This is a genomic window from Phenylobacterium terrae, assembly GCF_042681205.1.
Classification (GTDB): domain Bacteria; phylum Pseudomonadota; class Alphaproteobacteria; order Caulobacterales; family Caulobacteraceae; genus Phenylobacterium; species Phenylobacterium terrae.
On record NZ_JBHUEY010000001.1, the window covers coordinates 980,044 to 995,917 of the forward strand.

General features: G+C 71.0%; 13 protein-coding genes. 3 read left to right on the plus strand and 10 right to left on the minus strand.

What is annotated here, in order from left to right; all coding sequences use genetic code 11:
* Positions 1–130 precede the first annotated feature (130 nt).
* The 3 genes from pal to tilS all read left to right on the plus strand — a co-directional run bounded on the left by pal (position 131) and on the right by tilS (position 2,876).
* On the plus strand, positions 131–688 hold the full coding sequence (gene pal / locus ACFSC0_RS04910) for a peptidoglycan-associated lipoprotein Pal (protein WP_377282399.1): 558 nt from the start codon (positions 131–133) through the stop codon (positions 686–688).
* Positions 689–777: 89 nt separating this feature from the next.
* Positions 778–1,602, plus strand: a complete 825-nt coding sequence (ybgF, locus tag ACFSC0_RS04915) for a tol-pal system protein YbgF (protein WP_377355092.1) — start codon at positions 778–780, stop codon at positions 1,600–1,602.
* Complete coding sequence (tilS, locus tag ACFSC0_RS04920; protein WP_377282426.1) at positions 1,599–2,876, plus strand: tRNA lysidine(34) synthetase TilS; 1,278 nt, start codon at positions 1,599–1,601, stop codon at positions 2,874–2,876. The genes ybgF and tilS overlap by 4 nt, the downstream gene beginning before the upstream one ends.
* 70 nt (positions 2,877–2,946) lie before the next feature.
* Here tilS and ACFSC0_RS04925 read toward each other — a convergent pair whose 3' ends face one another.
* From ACFSC0_RS04925 to ACFSC0_RS04970, 10 genes are all read right to left on the minus strand, one after another.
* Positions 2,947–3,846 carry an alpha/beta fold hydrolase gene (locus tag ACFSC0_RS04925; RefSeq protein ID WP_377282401.1) on the minus strand — a complete coding sequence of 300 codons (900 nt, stop codon included), beginning with the start codon at positions 3,844–3,846 and terminating at the stop codon, positions 2,947–2,949.
* Positions 3,847–3,879: 33 nt separating this feature from the next.
* Positions 3,880–4,842: a sulfotransferase family protein gene (locus tag ACFSC0_RS04930; RefSeq protein ID WP_377282402.1), complete on the minus strand. Its 963-nt coding sequence runs from the start codon at positions 4,840–4,842 to the stop codon at positions 3,880–3,882.
* 96 nt (positions 4,843–4,938) lie between these two features.
* Positions 4,939–5,988 carry a M23 family metallopeptidase gene (locus tag ACFSC0_RS04935; RefSeq protein ID WP_377282403.1) on the minus strand — a complete coding sequence of 350 codons (1,050 nt, stop codon included), beginning with the start codon at positions 5,986–5,988 and terminating at the stop codon, positions 4,939–4,941.
* Between the two features lie 216 nt (positions 5,989–6,204).
* Positions 6,205–7,623 (minus strand): NAD(P)(+) transhydrogenase (Re/Si-specific) subunit beta, encoded by a 1,419-nt coding sequence (locus ACFSC0_RS04940; RefSeq protein WP_377282404.1) that lies wholly within the window; start codon positions 7,621–7,623, stop codon positions 6,205–6,207.
* Between the two features lie 7 nt (positions 7,624–7,630).
* On the minus strand, positions 7,631–7,948 hold the full coding sequence (locus ACFSC0_RS04945; RefSeq protein ID WP_320360360.1) for a proton-translocating transhydrogenase family protein: 318 nt from the start codon (positions 7,946–7,948) through the stop codon (positions 7,631–7,633).
* Positions 7,949–7,999: 51 nt separating this feature from the next.
* The gene (locus tag ACFSC0_RS04950) at positions 8,000–9,130 is read right to left on the minus strand and encodes a Re/Si-specific NAD(P)(+) transhydrogenase subunit alpha (RefSeq protein ID WP_377282405.1); all 1,131 of its coding nucleotides are present in this window, start codon (positions 9,128–9,130) and stop codon (positions 8,000–8,002) included.
* Between the two features lie 78 nt (positions 9,131–9,208).
* Positions 9,209–10,894 carry a glycosyltransferase family 4 protein gene (locus ACFSC0_RS04955; protein WP_377282406.1) on the minus strand — a complete coding sequence of 562 codons (1,686 nt, stop codon included), beginning with the start codon at positions 10,892–10,894 and terminating at the stop codon, positions 9,209–9,211.
* Between the two features lie 147 nt (positions 10,895–11,041).
* On the minus strand, positions 11,042–12,388 hold the full coding sequence (locus ACFSC0_RS04960; RefSeq protein ID WP_377282407.1) for a calcium-binding protein: 1,347 nt from the start codon (positions 12,386–12,388) through the stop codon (positions 11,042–11,044).
* Positions 12,389–12,610: 222 nt separating this feature from the next.
* On the minus strand, positions 12,611–13,981 hold the full coding sequence (locus ACFSC0_RS04965) for an HlyD family type I secretion periplasmic adaptor subunit (RefSeq protein WP_377282408.1): 1,371 nt from the start codon (positions 13,979–13,981) through the stop codon (positions 12,611–12,613).
* Entirely contained in the window at positions 13,978–15,705 is a 1,728-nt protein-coding gene (locus ACFSC0_RS04970) for a type I secretion system permease/ATPase (protein WP_377282409.1), read from the minus strand. The genes ACFSC0_RS04965 and ACFSC0_RS04970 overlap by 4 nt, the downstream gene beginning before the upstream one ends.
* Between the last annotated feature and the right edge of the window lie 169 nt (positions 15,706–15,874).

Genomic DNA, 15,874 nt, shown 5'->3' on the forward strand with positions numbered 1-15,874 from the left:
TCGTGACCGCACCTTCAGGGACCATCGCGAAAGTTCGCAATCTCGCCAAAATCATGGCGCCTGTGCGCCTGATCGCCGCCGCAGGCGGCTCCCGAATTCACAACCTCCACGAGGAGACGGCTAAGTGCTGATGACGAGCCTTTCCACCCATCGCGTCCTACGACTGGCCCTGGTCGTCGCGGCTACCGCCTCGATGGCGGCCTGCGCCTCCAAGCCGAAGCCGCAGCCGGCCGGCCCCACCGGCCCCGCCCCCGGCGCCCAGGGGCCCGAAAGCCCGGTGATCCCCGGCCAGCCCGGCGACGTCGGCCAGGCCGCCGTGCCCGGCTCGGAGCAGGACTTCGTCATCAACGTCGGCGACCGGGTCTACTTCGACTTCGACAGCTACGAGATCCGCGCCGACGCCGGCCCGGTGCTCGACGCCCAGTCGGCCTGGCTGAACCGCTATCCGGCGGTCCGCGTGCGGATCGAAGGCAACGCCGACGAACGCGGCACCCGCGAATACAACCTCGCCCTCGGCGCCCGCCGCGCCAACTCGGTGCGCGACTACCTGGTCTCGCGCGGGGTCTCCGCGGGCCGGATCACCACCATCTCCTACGGCAAGGAGCAGCCCATCGATCCGGGCGCCAGCGAGGAAGCCTACCAGCGCAATCGGAACGCCCGCACGGCGATCACCGGCGGCGCCCGCTAGACCGACCAGGCGGGGGGATCGGCCGACGGTCCCCCCGCCGACTCGCTGCACCCCAGTTCCCGGCCGCGGTTCCGCGCGCCGCATCCCAGATGATCCGGACCATGACGATCCGCCGTTTCGCCGCCACCACCGCCCTGGCGCTCATGCTCGGCGCCGCGCTCCCGGCGCTCGCCCAGACGCCCATGCCCGACCCGCTGGACGCACGCGACGCGCGCCGGCTGGACCGCATGGAGCAGGTGGTGCGCGAGCTGCGCTCGATCGTCTACCAGGGCCGCGACACGGGTAAGCCGGTCGTCGTCCAGCCGGCCGAGACCGACTACCAGATCCAGGAGCTGAACCGGCGCCTCGCCGACCTCGAGCTGGCGCTCACCCGGATCAACGGCCAGCTGGAGACCACCACTTTCGAGCTCGACCAGGCGCGCCGGCGCAGCGAGACGCTGCAGGCGGAGAACAAGGCCCTGACCGAGCGCCTGCAGGTGCTTGAGCAGCGCACGGCCGAGCCGCCGCCGCCGCCCCCCGTGAGCGCCGACCCGCAGGAGGCCTTTCGCGGGGCCAAGGCGCTGATCGACGCCGGCGACTTCGACGCCGCCGAACAGGCCTTCGCCGCCTTCCTCGAGCAGCACGGCGACAGCCCGCGCGCGGCCGAGGCCCACTACTGGCTGGCCAAGGCCCAGGCGGTGCGCAACGCCCACGTGGAGGCGGCCGCCTCCTACATCGAATCCATCCGCGGCTGGCCCAAGACCAACTGGGCGCCGGACGCGGTGGTCGAGCTCTCCCGCTCGCTGATCGCGCTGAAGCGTACGAGCCAGGCCTGCCAGACGCTGGCCGAGCTCTCGCGCCGGTACCCCAACGCGGCCGCGGCCGTGAAGAGCCGGGCCGCCTCGGCGCGCGCCCAGGCCAAGTGCGCCGCCTGAGGCGCGCCTCAGCCGCCCACGCCGCCGAACCCGCGGACATCCAGACGCGCGCCCGTGCGGCGCTGGACCGGCGACTGCGGTCCGACGCCCAGGCGCCCATCGCCGTCTGCTTCTCAGGCGGGGGCGACTCCCTCGCCCTGCTGCTGACCGCGAGCGGCTGGGCGCAGGCGCATGGGCGGCGCCTGATCGCCCTCCATGTCGATCACCAGCTTCAGCCGCAGAGCGCGGCGTGGGCGGCCTGGTGCGCCGAAGCCGCCGCGCGGCTGGACGTTCCCTTCCGCACCCTCGCCTGGCGCGGCGAGAAGCCCGTCCGGGGGCTGCCGGCCGCCGCCCGGCTGGCGCGGCACCGACTGCTGGCTAAGGCCGCGCGCGAGGCCGGCGCGCGGGTGATGCTGCTCGGCCACACCGCCGACGACCTGTCCGAGACGCTGGCGATGCGGGCCGAAGGCTCCACGACGCCGCTGGCGCGCGAGTGGGGCCCCTCCCCGGTCTGGCCGGAGGGCCGCGGCGTCTTCCTGCTTCGGCCGCTGCTGGCGCTTGAGCGGGCGGAGATCCGCGCCTGGCTCACGGCCCTCGGGGAAAGCTGGATCGACGACCCGGCGAACGCCGACCTGCGCTACGCCCGCGCCCGGGCCCGCGCCGCCGGCGCCCAGGGCGGCGCGCGGGCCGAGCCGCTGGGGCCCGGAACCGCGGACATCGCCCGGGCCGTCACTCTTGAAGCCGGCGACGTCATGCGCGTGGAGCGGGACCGCCTCGGTCAGGCCGCGCCGGAGGCGGCGCACGCCTTCCTCTCCGCCGCATGCCTCTGCGCCGGCGGCGGCGAGCGCCCGCCCCGGGGCGAGCGCGTCGAGGCCCTGGCGGCGCGCCTTCGTGGCGAGGCGGGCGTGATCGCGACCCTGGCCGGCGCCCGGATCGAAGCCGATGGTGAGAGCGTCTGGCTGACGCGCGAAGCCGGCGAGGCCGCACGCGGCGGGCTGGCGGAGATGGCGATTCCGGCGGGCGCGCGGCTCGTCTGGGACGGCCGGTACGAGATCTGCACCCCAGAGCCGGCGGCCATTCGCCGGCTGGCCGGCGCAGCCGCCCGTCTGAGCCCCGGCCAGCAGCGTGCGCTCTCCGCCATCCGCGCCGGCGCCCGGGGCGCCCTGCCGCTGATCGTGGCCGGCGAGGCCGTCCACTCGCCGCTCCTGGGGCCCTCTGCGGCGAGCGCGGCCTTCCTGGCCCACGCCCGCCTTCTCGCCGCCTGCGGCGCGGTGGAGCGCGAGCCTGACCGGTGACGGGTTGCGCCACCTGGCGCTACCTGTCACCCCGCAGGCCGCTGCGCGGCCGATCCGTCACCGGCGCCTCTCAGATCGCCCGCAGCACGTGCTCCACGCCCCGCACGATGGGATCGGCGAAGCGGACGCCGAGCAGGCTCGCGTGGTCGGCCCCGGCGACGTGCTCCACGTAGCCGTGGCGGGAGGCGAGCGCGGGGGCGACCTGCAGCGCCTTCAGGCGCGGCCAGAGGTTCTCGTGGCCGGCGGTCACCACGGCGATCGGCAGCTCGGGGTCGAAGTCCAGCTCTCCCGCGCAGGCGGAGATCTCGGCCCAGCGGCCGACCTCTTCCGCCGCCCCGCGGGCATGGGAGGGCGAGCCGTAGATGCGCCGCTTCTCGACCGCCGCCTCGCCGGTGAGGCCGATCAGGTTGCCGAACACCATCGCGACCGGACGCATCAGGCCGACCCGGGCGCCGGCGCCCAGCACCCGCATCCCGGCGTGGTAGGCGCCCAGCACCCGCGGCACGAGCCGCATGTCCCAGACCTGGGGCGTGGCCGCATCCACCAGCACCACGCCCTTGACCTGGTCGGGATGGCGGCAGGCGAAGATCCGGGTCATCAGCCCGCCCATGGAGTGGCCGACCAGGATGTAGGGACCAGGCTCGCCGGCCCGTTCCAGCAGCCGCTCCAGGTCCTGCGCGAGCGCCGGGCCGTTGCGCGGCGGCGGCCCCGGATCGGACAGGCCCAGGCCGGCCCGGTCGTAGGCCAGGCTCTTCAGCCCCTTCGCCGCCAGCCGGCGCTGCACCTCGGCCCAGTCGGCCGCGCAGCCGAACGCCCCGTGCTCGCAGACGATGGTGGGCGTGGCGTCGGCCGGGCCGGCGCGGACCATCCGCAGCCGGCGCCCGCCGATGTCGATCAGCTCGCCCCGGCCCGACCGGCCGGTCCGGTCCGCCGTCGAGAGGCGCTCGAAGGTCTGGCTCACCCTCGACATATGGTTAAGCTTCCTTTGCACCGCCAGGGCCGCTCAGAGCACCTTCGAGAAATCGACTTCAGGCCCGTAGATCCGGCTGAGCTGGCGCAGCCGCTCGCGCGCCTCGGCGGGGATGCGCTCGCCGCGGCCGGCGACGCCCTGGTTCCAGCGGGACCGGCCCTTGACCTCGTCGGTCAGCTGGAAGGCCTGCGCCAGCTCGGCGTCGGTGGCCGTCAGCCCGAGGAAGTCGCGCAGCCTGGTCATCGTGGCCGGCCCGAAGCCCAGCACGTCCTCCTCGTAGTGGAGCTTCAGATGCGGCGTGCGCATGCGCGACCAGGACACCACGAAGTCGAGGTACCAGGGCCCCACATAGCCGCAGAGGAAGGCCAGCCGCTCCTCGTCCGGAATGGCGGCGTAGTTCTGCGGCACGCGGATCATCGAAAAGCCGCTGACCTCGTCCTTCCGCAGCATGTCGTCCATGCTGACGATGGCGTCGAAGATGTTCCGGAAGACGACGATGGGCCGGATGTCGTGGGCCTTGAACACCTGCTCGGTGTAGGGCGTCCACTTGGTGTGCATGTGGGAGATCCAGTCGCCGCCCCGCAGCTCGAGGAACAGCAGCGACAGCTCGTCGATCTCGTGCTCGACCGACATCGCTCCGACGAAGTCCGGGTTCATGTAGGGCTTGTGCAGGTAGGCGACCGGGAGCTTCAGCCCGGGGATCCGCTGGATCGAGGTCATCAGGTGGGTCGAGCCGGACTTCGGCATGCAGCAGACCGCCACCTTCAGACCGTTCCCTTTGACGAAGGTGCGCGCCAGGTTGATGTCGAAGGCGGTGAGGCGGCGGTCCGGCGGCGGATAGAGCCGGCGCACCTGTTCCTGGCGTTCCGGCGTATCGAAGGCGAGCGGGAACACGTTGTAGACGGAGTTGAGCACCGCCCGGGGATCGAGCCCGCCCATGTCGTCGAGATAGCCGCGCGTGCGGTCGTAGTTTCGCTTGAACTTGTCGTCTTCCATGGAGACCCGGTCAGCCCTCGGCGCAGGGCCGGGAACCTAGCATCGCCGGCGGCGGGCCAGAACATCGGAACGCGGGCGCGCGCGCCGCGGGCCGGCTCAGCCGGCGGGATCGATCGTCGCGCGCACCCGGCCGTTGGCGTCGGTGTCGATGGTGACGGTGGCCGGCGGGGGCGTGGCGGGCTGGGCGGCCGGCTGGGCCGCGGGCTCGGCCTTCTTCACCGGCATGTCGACGATCGGCGGCAGATCGACCTTCGGCGGCGTGGCGGGCATCCGCTCCATCGTCTCGGGGCGGGCCCCGGGCAGCTTGGCCAGCGCCGTCAGCCGCGCCTCGTTCTGGGCCATCAGGTTGAGCCGGCGCGTCTCCTCGGCCAGGGCCTTGGCCGCGCGGGCCTCCTCGGCGGCGAGCATCTTGGCCTCCTCCCGCGCCTCCATCTTCTCCCGCTTGCTCTTGGGGATGTAGGAGACGTAGGCGATCCGCACCCGGCGGGGCACGTAGCTGGCCTGGCGGAAGGGGAGTTCCTCGGCGCTCTCGTAGCTCTTGCCGATGAAGTAGCTGGGGTTCAGCGGCCGGCCGTTGCGGCGGACCTCGATGTGCAGGTGGGCGCCGGTGGACGAGCCGGTGGAGCCGACCTGGCCGATGGAGGCGCCGCGCTTCACCGCGATCCCGGCCCGCGCGTTCGGCGAGAAGCCGCCGAGGTGGGCGTAGAAGGAGTTGAGGCCGTCGGCGTGGCGCACCTCGACGAAGCGGCCGTAGGCGCCGTCCTGGCCGGCCCGCACCACCACCCCGTCGGCGATCACCTGCACCGGCAGGCCGGCGGGGGCGGCGATGTCGACGCCCTGGTGCAGCCGTCCGTATTCTTCCCAGGGCAGCTTGCGGAGCCCGAACGGCGAGATGATCGGATAGCCCGGCACCGGCTCGCCGAACACGATCCCCTGCGGCTCCGCGGGCGGGGCGGGGGCGGCGGGCTCGGCCTCGTCGACGGCCGCCGGGCCTTGCGAGATGGTCAGCTTGGGCAGGCGCTGGCCCTGGTCCGGCAGGGCCGCCTGGGCGACGGTGATGGCCAGGAGGGCGGCGGTTCCCCCGACGACGAGATCGGCGATCCAGTTCGGCGTGCGGCCCTCAGCCGCCAAGCTTTGCTGAGTCAACGAGAACCCCTTTTTCGAACCGTCGTACAAGTGGGCCGACCCGAAAAGGTGTAAGCGGTCGGCTTGCGACTGTCGGACCCGTCTAGGCGGGGCCACGTTAACTCTGTTCTGGGCGAAAACAGGGCGGAGAGGCAAGCTCTGAGTCGCTTACCTACGGAATTTGCTGGGCGAAGCGGAGAGGTCGACTCTCGTCTTGGGCGAGTTTTACAGCGTTTGTTAAAGCGCCTTGAGCACGCCTTCGACCATCTTCTTGGCGTCGCCGAACAGCATCATCGTGTTGTCGCGGAAGAAGAGCTCGTTCTCGACGCCCGCATATCCCGAGCCCATGCCGCGCTTGATGAACAGCACCGTGCGGGCCTTCTCCACGTCGAGGATCGGCATGCCGAAGATCGGCGAAGCGGGGTCGGTCTTGGCCGAGGGATTGGTCACGTCGTTGGCCCCGATGACGAAGGCGACGTCGGCGGTGGCGAACTCGGAGTTGATGTCCTCCAGCTCGAACACCTCGTCGTAGGGCACGTTGGCCTCGGCCAGCAGCACGTTCATATGGCCGGGCATCCGGCCGGCGACCGGGTGGATGGCGTAGGCGACGTCCACCCCCTCTTCCTTCAGGCGGTCGGCCATCTCGCGCAGGGCGTGCTGGGCCTGGGCCACGGCCATGCCGTAGCCGGGGACGATGATCACCTTGGAGGCGTTCTTCATGATGAAGGCCGCATCGTCGGCCGAGCCCTGCTTGACCGGCCGGGTCTCGACCTTGCCGCCCGCGGCGGCGGCCGTCTCGCCGCCGAAGCCGCCGAGGATCACCGAGACGAAGCTGCGGTTCATCCCCTTGCACATGATGTAGGACAGGATCGCGCCCGAGGAGCCGACCAGCGCCCCGGTGATGATCAGGGTGATGTTCTCGAGGGTGAAGCCCAGGGCCGCCGCCGCCCAGCCCGAGTAGCTGTTCAGCATCGAGACCACGACCGGCATATCGGCGCCGCCGATCGGGATGATCAGGGTGATCCCGATGATCAGCGCCAGGGCGAAGATGCCCCAGAAGGCCCACAGCGCCTCGCCGCCGCTCATCACCAGCACCACCACCAGGGCCACGATGCCGAGGCCCAGGGCGATGTTCAGCAGGTGGCGGGCGGGCAGCAGGATGGGCGCGCCGCTCATGTTGCCGTTCAGCTTGGCGAAGGCGATCACCGAGCCGGTGAAGGTCACCGCGCCGATGGCCAGGCCCAGCGAGAGCTCGACAAGGGAGATCAGGTGGACGTGGCCGCTGGCGGCGTCGACGATGCCGTAGGCGGCCGGCGTGTGGATGGCCGCGACGGCCACCAGGCAGGCGGCCAGGCCGACCAGGCTGTGGAAGGCGGCGACCAGCTGGGGCATCGAGGTCATCGCCACGCGCTTGGCGATCACCGCGCCGATCACGCCGCCGACCGCCACGCCGGCGCCGATCAGGCCCAGCGTCAGGGCGTCCAGCGCCCCCTGCCCCCAAAGGGTCAGCAGCACGGTGCCCACGGCGATGGCCATGCCGATCATGCCGTTGCGGTTGCCGGCCTGGCTGGAGGCGGGGCTGGACAGGCCGCGTAGGGCCAGGATGAACAGCACGCCCGAGACGAGGTAGGCGAGCGCGGCGAGGTTGGCGTTCATGGCGCGCCTACTTCTCTTTCTTCTTGTACATCGCCAGCATCCGCTGGGTGACCAGGAAGCCGCCGAAGATGTTGACGGCGGCCAGGGCCGCGGCGATCGCGCCCGAGCCCTTGGAGATCAGCACGTTGCGGGTCAGCTCTCCGCCTTCGGCGTGGGCGGCGGCGGCCAGCAGGGCGCCGACGATGATCACCGAGGAGATGGCGTTGGTCACCGCCATCAGCGGCGTGTGCAGCGCCGGGGTGACGCTCCAGACCACGTAGTAGCCCACGAAGATCGAGAGCACGAAGATCGCCAGCCGGAAGACTGTGGGATCGACCGCATCCATGGTCAGAACCTCAAGGGAAGGGGCATCGGAAGACGCGACAAGGCTCGCGCCCTACTGAAGCGCGGGGTGGACGACGGCGCCGTCGCGGGTGACCAGCGCCGCCTTCAGGATCTCGTCCTCGTAGTCGGGGGCGAAGCCGCCCTCCTTGTCGAGGAACAGGCCGGCGAAGGCGAACAGGTTGCGGGCGTAGAGGGCCGAGGAGTCGGCGGCCACCCGGCCGGGCAGGTTGGCGAGGCCGACGATGGTCACCCCGCCTTCGGTCTGGAAGATCTCGCCCGGGCGCACGCCCTCGACGTTGCCGCCCTGCTCGACCGCCAGGTCCACCAGCACCGAACCGTGGCGCATGGAGGCCACATGCTCGGCCGTGACCAGCCGCGGTGCGGGCCGGCCGGGGATCAGGGCGGTGGTGACGACGATGTCCTGCTTGCGGATGTGGTCGGAGACCAGCGCGGCCTGCTTGGCCTGGTATTCGGGGCTCATCTCCTTGGCGTAGCCCTCGGCGGTCTCGGCCTGCCGGAACTCCTCGTCCTCGACGGCGACGAACTTGCCGCCCAGGCTCTCCACCTGTTCCTTGGCGGCGGGGCGCACGTCGGTGGCGGTGACCACGGCGCCCAGGCGCTTGGCGGTGGCGATGGCCTGCAGGCCGGCGACGCCTGCGCCCATCACGAACACCTTGGCGGGCGCGACGGTGCCGGCGGCGGTCATCATCATCGGCAGAGCCTTGCCGTAGGCCGCGGCGGCCTCGATGACCGCGCGGTAGCCGGCGAGGTTGGCCTGGGACGAAAGCGCGTCCATCACCTGGGCACGGGTGATCCGCGGCACGAACTCCATGGCGAAGGCGGTGGCGCCCTTGGCCGCCAGGGCCTTCAGGGCGTCCTTCTCCTGGTGCGGATTGAGCAGGCCCACGACGATGGCGCCGGCCTTGAGCGCGGCGATCTCCTCGTCCACCGGCGCGCGGACCTTCAGCAGGATGTCGGCGGCGCCGATCGCCTCGGCCGCGCCGGGCGCCAGGGCCGCGCCGGCCGCCTCGTACTCGTCGTCGGGATAGGACGCGCCCGCGCCCGCGCCGCGCTCGACGGTCACGGAGAAGCCCGAGCCGACCAGCTTCTTCACCGTCTCCGGCGTGGCCGCCACGCGCGTTTCGCCGGCGCGGCGCTCCTTGGTGACGGCGATGACCGGCATGCTCGGCGAGATCCCCCTGTTAACGCGCGCGGACCTTAGGGAATCGCGGCGAGTCTTGTCCAGCAGAGCGGTGCTTTTTCAGTCGGCCGTGTCGGCCTGGCGCGGCAGCTCCTGCTGCCCGAGCAGGCTCAGGACCTCGAACTTCAGCATCCAGGTGAGGCCGCGCTCGACCACGCTCGCCCGCGGGCCGAACGGCGCGACGATGTCGCGGACGCTCGCATGGCCGACCCTGGAGAGCGCCTCGAACACCTGCTCGGCCTCTTCAAGGGTGGGCAGGAAGCCGCTCATCATGGCCGCCAGGTCGTGGCTCAGCCGGGCCCTGGCCCCGCTCCAGCTGAGCCCGGGCGCGATGGCGAGCCGATGGTCGGGCCGCAGGGTCCGGGTGGGATAGCCGGCGAACAGCGTGAAGGGATCGGGCCGGGCGGGATCGTCGGCGGGGCCGAGCACCGGCCCGCCCGCCTCGATGGCCGCCAGCCGCCGCGCGGTCTGCTCGGCCCACAGCGCCTGGTACTGGGGGATCACCACGGACCAGTCGAACACCTCCGCCGCGCGCTTGCGGCCCGCCTCGCCCATCCGGCGGCGCAGCTGCGGATCGAGGATCAGGCGCGTGAGGGCGCTGACGGTCAGGGCGGGATCGACGGCGGTCACCTGGGTCGTCACCGCGATGTAGGCGTCGTAGGTCAGCCGCTCGGCGGCGTACTGGAAGGCGACGTCGCGGCCGAGGCCCGGGCGCGGGGCGCTGGTCGGGATGCGGAAGCCGTCGACCCCGTGGCGGACGGTGTCGCGATAGCCGTTCCAGTCGCTGACCACGACCGGCAGGCCGGCGGCCATGGCCTCGACGGGGGTCAGGCCGAAGGTCTCCTGGATGTTGTCCGACAGCGAGATGAAGATGTCGCCGGCCGACCAGATGGAGAACCGCACGTCCGGGGGCCGGCCGTCCACGGGAATGTAGGTCACCGAGGGGCAGAGCGCCCGCGTCAGGGCGTGCAGGCGCTCGGCCATGGCCTCGGTCTCGCTCCAGCCGGCGACGATCCAGCAGAGCCTGGCGCCGGTGCGCTGCGCCGCCTGCTCCAGGGCCAGCGCCGCGGGGGCGGGGTTCATCTTGCTGCTGGCGGACAGCCGTCCCATGGAGAAGGCCGCCAGGGCGTCCTCGGGGATGCCCAGCCGCTCGCGCCAGCTTTTGCGGGCCTCCGGTCTGGGCGCGAAGTCGGCGGCGTGCACCCCCAGCGGAATGGTCGTCACCAGGGGCGTGGCGAAGCGGGTGGCGCCCAGGCGTTCCCGCAGATCCTGGCGGACCAGCTCGAACTGATGTTCCGTGCTCTGACGGACCGCGGTGGAGGTGCAGATCAGCGCGTCCCACGGCTCGACCGGACCTGCGACCAGCTCGGCGAAGGAATCCATGATCCGGTGCGTCGCCGTCGTATGGGTGACCCCGCAGAGCCCGTAACGCCGGGCCCCCACGGACCTGCGCAACCAGGGCTCCTTGCCGAAGCCGGCGCCCGGCAGGAAGGCGACGCCGGGGTCGGCCAGCTCGGGCCGCGTGGCCAGCCACCGGACCGGGCGCGGAGGCGGCTCGATCCGCGCCACCATCTGCTCGAGCTCGGCGGCTGGCTGGCGCGTGGCGTTCCAGAAGTGGAAGCGGTCGACGTCGGCGTGGCGCAGCAGGCCCCGAAGGAAGCTCTCGCCTGCGGACTGACGTCCCATCAGCCGGCGCCCCTGCGTGTCGTAGGCGTCCGGATGAATCATGATGGCCGCGTTGGACACGCCCACGTCTCCCAGCCCCGCCCGCGGATCGCGGGCGCCCTACTTGCGAGATCGCATCCCTTGCGCGACCCGGCAACGGGCCGTCCGGCCAAAACAAAAGGGGCCGCCCAGAGGGCGGCCCCTTCCCGATCCCGAAGGATCGAAGTCTTAGACCACGAAGTTCGCCGCGGAGATCGCGTCGAGGTTCGTGTTGGTCAGCAGGACCGCCGTGTCGGCGCCCGCGGTCGCGTCCAGGTTCATGAACACGATCACGTTGCTGCCTTGCTGGACGGCGATCACGTTCTCGGTCGCCGCCGAAGCGGTGAGCGTGCCCGTGCCGGCCATTTCGGCGTTCACGGCCGCGAGGAGATCGTCCCACCCGAGGGTGCTGGCGGTCTCGTCGTAAACCGCGGCCACGCCGATATCCATGAAGTCAGCGACCGTCCAGTCGGTGATCTGGTCGAGCGCACCGGCAGTCGCCGGGCTTTCAGACGCAACGGCCGGCGGACCCACCAGCGGACCCGTGAAGAAGAAGGTGTCCACACCCGCACCGCCGGTCATGGTGTCCTGACCCAGGCCGCCGATGATGGTGTCGTTGCCGGCGTCGCCGAGCAGGACGTCGTTGCCGGCAGCGCCCGTGAGGGTGTCGTTGCCTTGGCCGCCCGACAGGGTGTCAGCACCGGTGTTGCCGGTGATGAGGTCGTTGCCGAGGTTGCCCTGGGCCCAGTTGCTGCCCGTGCCGGTGGTGATGACGTCGTCGTCTTGACCGCCGAGCAGGGTGTCGTTGCCCGTGCCGCCAGCGATGGTGTCGTTGCCCACGTTGCCGTGCGCGAAGTTCACGCCGCTGCCGGTGGTGATGTTGTCGGCACCGCCGCCGCCGCTGATGGTGTCGTCGCCGTCGGCACCGCTGAGGGTGTCGTCGCCGAGGTCGCCGTAGATGACGTCGTTGCCGTCGTTGCCCTGGATGTTGTCGTCGCCTTGGCCGCCGAGGATGGTGTCGTTGCCCTCGTTGCCTTGCAGGACGTCATTGCCCAGGTTGCCGACGATGTAGTCGTTGCCGGTGTTGCCGCGGATGGTGTCGATGCCCTGACCGCCGACCAGGGTGTCGTTGCCCGAGCCGCCGGTGATGTCGTCGTCGCCGATGTTGCCGTGGATGAAGTCGTTGCCGCCGGCGCCGTACAGGTCGTCGTCGCCGTTGCCGGCGTAGATCGCGTCACCGAGGTCGCTGCCGGTGAAGGTGTCGTTACCGGCCGTGCCGATCATCAGCTGGCCGGTGCCGGCCGTGAACACGGCGGTGTCGCCGCCGATGGTCGCCAGCGGGAAGGTCACGCTCTTGCCGGCGTGGCTGATCACCACGTTCGTGACTTCGGGCGTGGTGACGGTCGCCGCGGTGACCTGATAGGCCACGGTCGCGTTGCTGGCCGAAGCGCCGGCCGCACCGAACACGAGCACGTCGGTCGCCCCGTAGGTCGACGCCTGCGCTTGCGTGATCGATTCAAAAGTAAAAGTCGCCATTCTTCTCTCCAGTCTGTGTCACTCGAGCCCCGGAGGCGCCAGTCAACATCGAAGGATGAAGCGGTCCCCAGCGGCCCTCGCCTCCTACCACGCAGCTTCGCGGCGGAAGGTTAAACGAGCCCGTGGAAGACGTATCGGAAGGGCGTGCGTCGCGCAACAGCAAAAAACGCCGCTGAATCCGCTCTCAAGGACCGTGGCCTCGGCGCCACGTTTTACCTGGAATCACTCCTCGCGCAGGGCCGTCCGGACAGTGTCGGTGATCGGCCCCATGATGTAGCCGAGGATGGTCCGCTGGCCGGTCGTGATCATCGCCTGGGCCGGCATGCCGGGGGCGAGCTTCACGCCCTTCGGAAGCTTACGCAACTCTTCGACAGGTATACGCAGGTCGGCGTTGAAGTATGAGACGCCGGTCTTCTGGTCCACCAGGGCGTCGGCGGACACGGTCACCACCTTGGCGTCCACCGGCGGCACCTTGCGATAGTTGAACGCCGACAGCCGGACCCGCGCGTCCATGCCCGGGCGCACGTCGTCGATCTCCTCCGGCTTGAGGCGGGCGGTGACGATCAGCGGCGCGTTGGACGGCACCACGTCCATCATCACCTCGCCGGCGGCGACCACGCCGCCGGGGGTGTGGGTCGTCATGTTGAGCACGTAGCCGTCGGCCGGCGAGCGGACGACCGTCTGCTGGAACGACTGAGTCGCCGCGGTGAGTCGCGGCGTCACCTCGGCCAGCCTGACCTGCGCCTCGCGCAGCGCCTCGGCGCCCTTGGTGATTCGCTCCTCGCGCAGCGCGGCCAGCTGGATCTGCGCCTCGGCCATCTGCTCGCGATTGCGGCCGAGCTCGCCCAGCAGCTGGCCGCGGCGCCCGGCGAGATCCGCCAGGTTGCGCTCGTAGCGCAGGATCAGCGTCTTGGGCGCGAACCCCTTCTCGTGCAGGGTCTTGTAGCCGGCCAGCTCCTCGTTGGTCAGGCGGGTCTGCTCGGCGATGGATTCGAGCTGGGCCTGGATGCCGCCGGCCTGGGCCTGGAACTGCTGCACCCGCTGCGAGAGCATGCTCGACTGGCTCTCGTAGAGCGACAGGCGGGAGTTGAACAGGAACTCCTGGTCGCGCACCACCGCCGCGACCGCCGGATCGGACATCCGCGAGGTCAGCTCCGGCGGGAAGGTGATCGACCGCTGGCCGCTGGACTCGGCCTGCAGCCGCGCGATCTGGGCCAGCAGGGCGTCCTGCTGGCTGCGCAGCACGTCGTAGGCCGCCTTGGCCTGGACCTCGTCCATGCGCAGCAGCGGCTGGCCGGCCTTCACCTGCTCGCCCTCGCGCACCAGGATCTCGCGCACGGTCCCGCCGGTCAGGTGGCGCAGGGTCTTGCGGTTGGCCTCGACGCGCACCTGGCCGGGCGCCAGGACGGCCGCGTTGAGCGGCGCCACCGCCGAGAACAACCCCAGGCCGAGGACGAAGACGCCGACCACGGCGCCGCCCATCACCATCGGCCGGCGCAGCCGGCGCTTCAGTTCCAGGTCGACGACGTCGGCGTCTTCGACGGTGAAGGCGGGCGCCTGGAAGGGCCGCGCCGGTCCCACTTGCCTGTTCATCCGTTGGCCTCGATTGGTCTGACGGGCGCCGGCTGGATCACGCGGCTCATGACCTGATCACGCGGCCCGAACATCTGCACCCGTCCGTCCCGAAGGACGAGCATCTTGTCTGCCGAGCGGAAGATGCTCGGCTTGTGGGAAACGACGACCACCGTGCAGCCGCGTTCCTTCAGCGCCTCGAGCGCCTGGACGAGCGCGCGCTCGCCCTCTTCGTCGAGGCTGGCGTTGGGCTCGTCGAGCACCAGCAGGCGCACGTCGCCCAGCAGGGCGCGCGCCAGGCCCACCCGCTGCCGCTGTCCGGCCGAGAGGATGTAGCCGCCGTCGCCCAGCTCGGTCTCGTAGCCGGCCGGCAGGCGCAGGATCAGCTCGTGGACGTTGGCCATCTGGGCGGCCGCCACCACCTCCTCGTCCGTCACGTCGGTGCGGAACCGGGCGATGTTGTCGCGGATGGTGCCGGCGAACAGCTCGGTGTCCTGCGGCAGGTAGCCCACGTGGCGGCCGAAGTCGGCCCGGTCCCAGGCGAACACGTCGGCGCCGTCCAGGCGCACGTGGCCGTTGTTGGGGCGGAAGATGCCGACCAGCAGGCGGGCCAGGGTCGACTTGCCGGCGCCCGAGGGCCCGACGATGCCCAGGGTCTCGCCCGGCTCGATCTTGAAGGTCACCCCCTGCAGGATGAACCGGTTGGCGCCCGGCGGGGCGAAGTTCAGCCCCTCGACGCTGAGCTGGCCGACCGGCCGCGGCAGGGCGGTGCCGGCCTTCGGCGGCTGGTACTGGGACACCAGCGCGTTCAGCCGCTCGTAGGCGCGCATGCCGTTGATGATGTTGTCGTACGAACCGACCAGCCGCTCGATCGGCTGCAGGGCGCGGGCGGCCAGGATCATGTTGGCGAACAGCAGGCCCGGGTGCATGTCGCCGCGGATCACCAGGAAGGCGCTGAGGGCGATGGTGCCGACCTGGATCGCCTGGCGCAGGAACTTGCTGAGCGCCTGCATGTTGCTGGCCCGGCCGCTGGCCGAGGCGCTGCGCTCCATGGTGACGGCGCGGAAGCCGGCCCAACGGTTGCCCAGCGGCTGCACCATGCCCATGGCGCGGACGACCTCGGAGTTTCGCAGGGCCGCGTCGGTGAAGGCGTAGCTGCGCAGGGCGGCCTCGTTGGCTTCCTGCAGCGGCGGCCGGCTCAGGCGGTCCTGCATGATGGTCAGGCCGAACAGCGCGACCATGCCGAACAGGGTGACCAGTCCGATCCATGGGTCGATCAGGAACAGGATGATCATGAACACCGGCATCAGCGGCAGGTCGAAGATCGCCCCGAAGGCCGGCCCGGTGAGCATCTGGCGGAAGGTGTCGACGTCGCGCAGGGCCTGCGAACGGACGCCCGGGTTGCCCCGCACCGCCGCCTCGAACAGCGCCGAGAAGACGTGGCCGGAGACGCGCTGGTCCAGCACCTGGCCGTAGTTGACCAGCACCTTGGTGCGGAACTCCTCGATGACGCCCGAGATGGCGAAGGTCGCCAGCACGATGAAGGTGAGCACCACCAGGCTGGAGACGCTGTAGCTCGACAGGATCCGGCCGTAGACCTGGAAGGTGTAGATCGGCAGGGCCAGGTACAGCATGTTGCTGACCAGCGAGAACGCCCCCGCCACGGCCAGCGGAACGTAGCCTTCCTTCAGGGCGCGGCTCAGCAGGTTGTCCGGCAACGCGCCCAACAGGTTGATGATCTTCATGCTGGCTGGACCGTTCCCGTATCGCGTGCCGACGTGGCGCGCCCACCCGAAGGCGACGCCCTATTGAAGCCCGTTCGGCCACAATCCTTCAACAGCCCTGTGGTGGACAGGCGCCGTCGAACGTCGGCGACAGATGATTGGCCGGCGGATTGAAGTCAATGGCGCCGAC

Coding starts and splice junctions, on each gene's coding strand:
- pal (WP_377282399.1), top strand. CDS start 131: ATGACGAGCCTTTCCACCCATCGCGTCCTACGACTGGCCCTGGTCGTC.
- ybgF (WP_377355092.1), top strand. CDS start 778: ATGATCCGGACCATGACGATCCGCCGTTTCGCCGCCACCACCGCCCTG.
- ACFSC0_RS04925 (WP_377282401.1), bottom strand. CDS start 3,846: ATGTCGAGGGTGAGCCAGACCTTCGAGCGCCTCTCGACGGCGGACCGG.
- ACFSC0_RS04930 (WP_377282402.1), bottom strand. CDS start 4,842: ATGGAAGACGACAAGTTCAAGCGAAACTACGACCGCACGCGCGGCTAT.
- ACFSC0_RS04940 (WP_377282404.1), bottom strand. CDS start 7,623: ATGAACGCCAACCTCGCCGCGCTCGCCTACCTCGTCTCGGGCGTGCTG.
- ACFSC0_RS04945 (WP_320360360.1), bottom strand. CDS start 7,948: ATGGATGCGGTCGATCCCACAGTCTTCCGGCTGGCGATCTTCGTGCTC.
- ACFSC0_RS04950 (WP_377282405.1), bottom strand. CDS start 9,130: ATGCCGGTCATCGCCGTCACCAAGGAGCGCCGCGCCGGCGAAACGCGC.
- ACFSC0_RS04960 (WP_377282407.1), bottom strand. CDS start 12,388: ATGGCGACTTTTACTTTTGAATCGATCACGCAAGCGCAGGCGTCGACC.
- ACFSC0_RS04965 (WP_377282408.1), bottom strand. CDS start 13,981: ATGAACAGGCAAGTGGGACCGGCGCGGCCCTTCCAGGCGCCCGCCTTC.
- ACFSC0_RS04970 (WP_377282409.1), bottom strand. CDS start 15,705: ATGAAGATCATCAACCTGTTGGGCGCGTTGCCGGACAACCTGCTGAGC.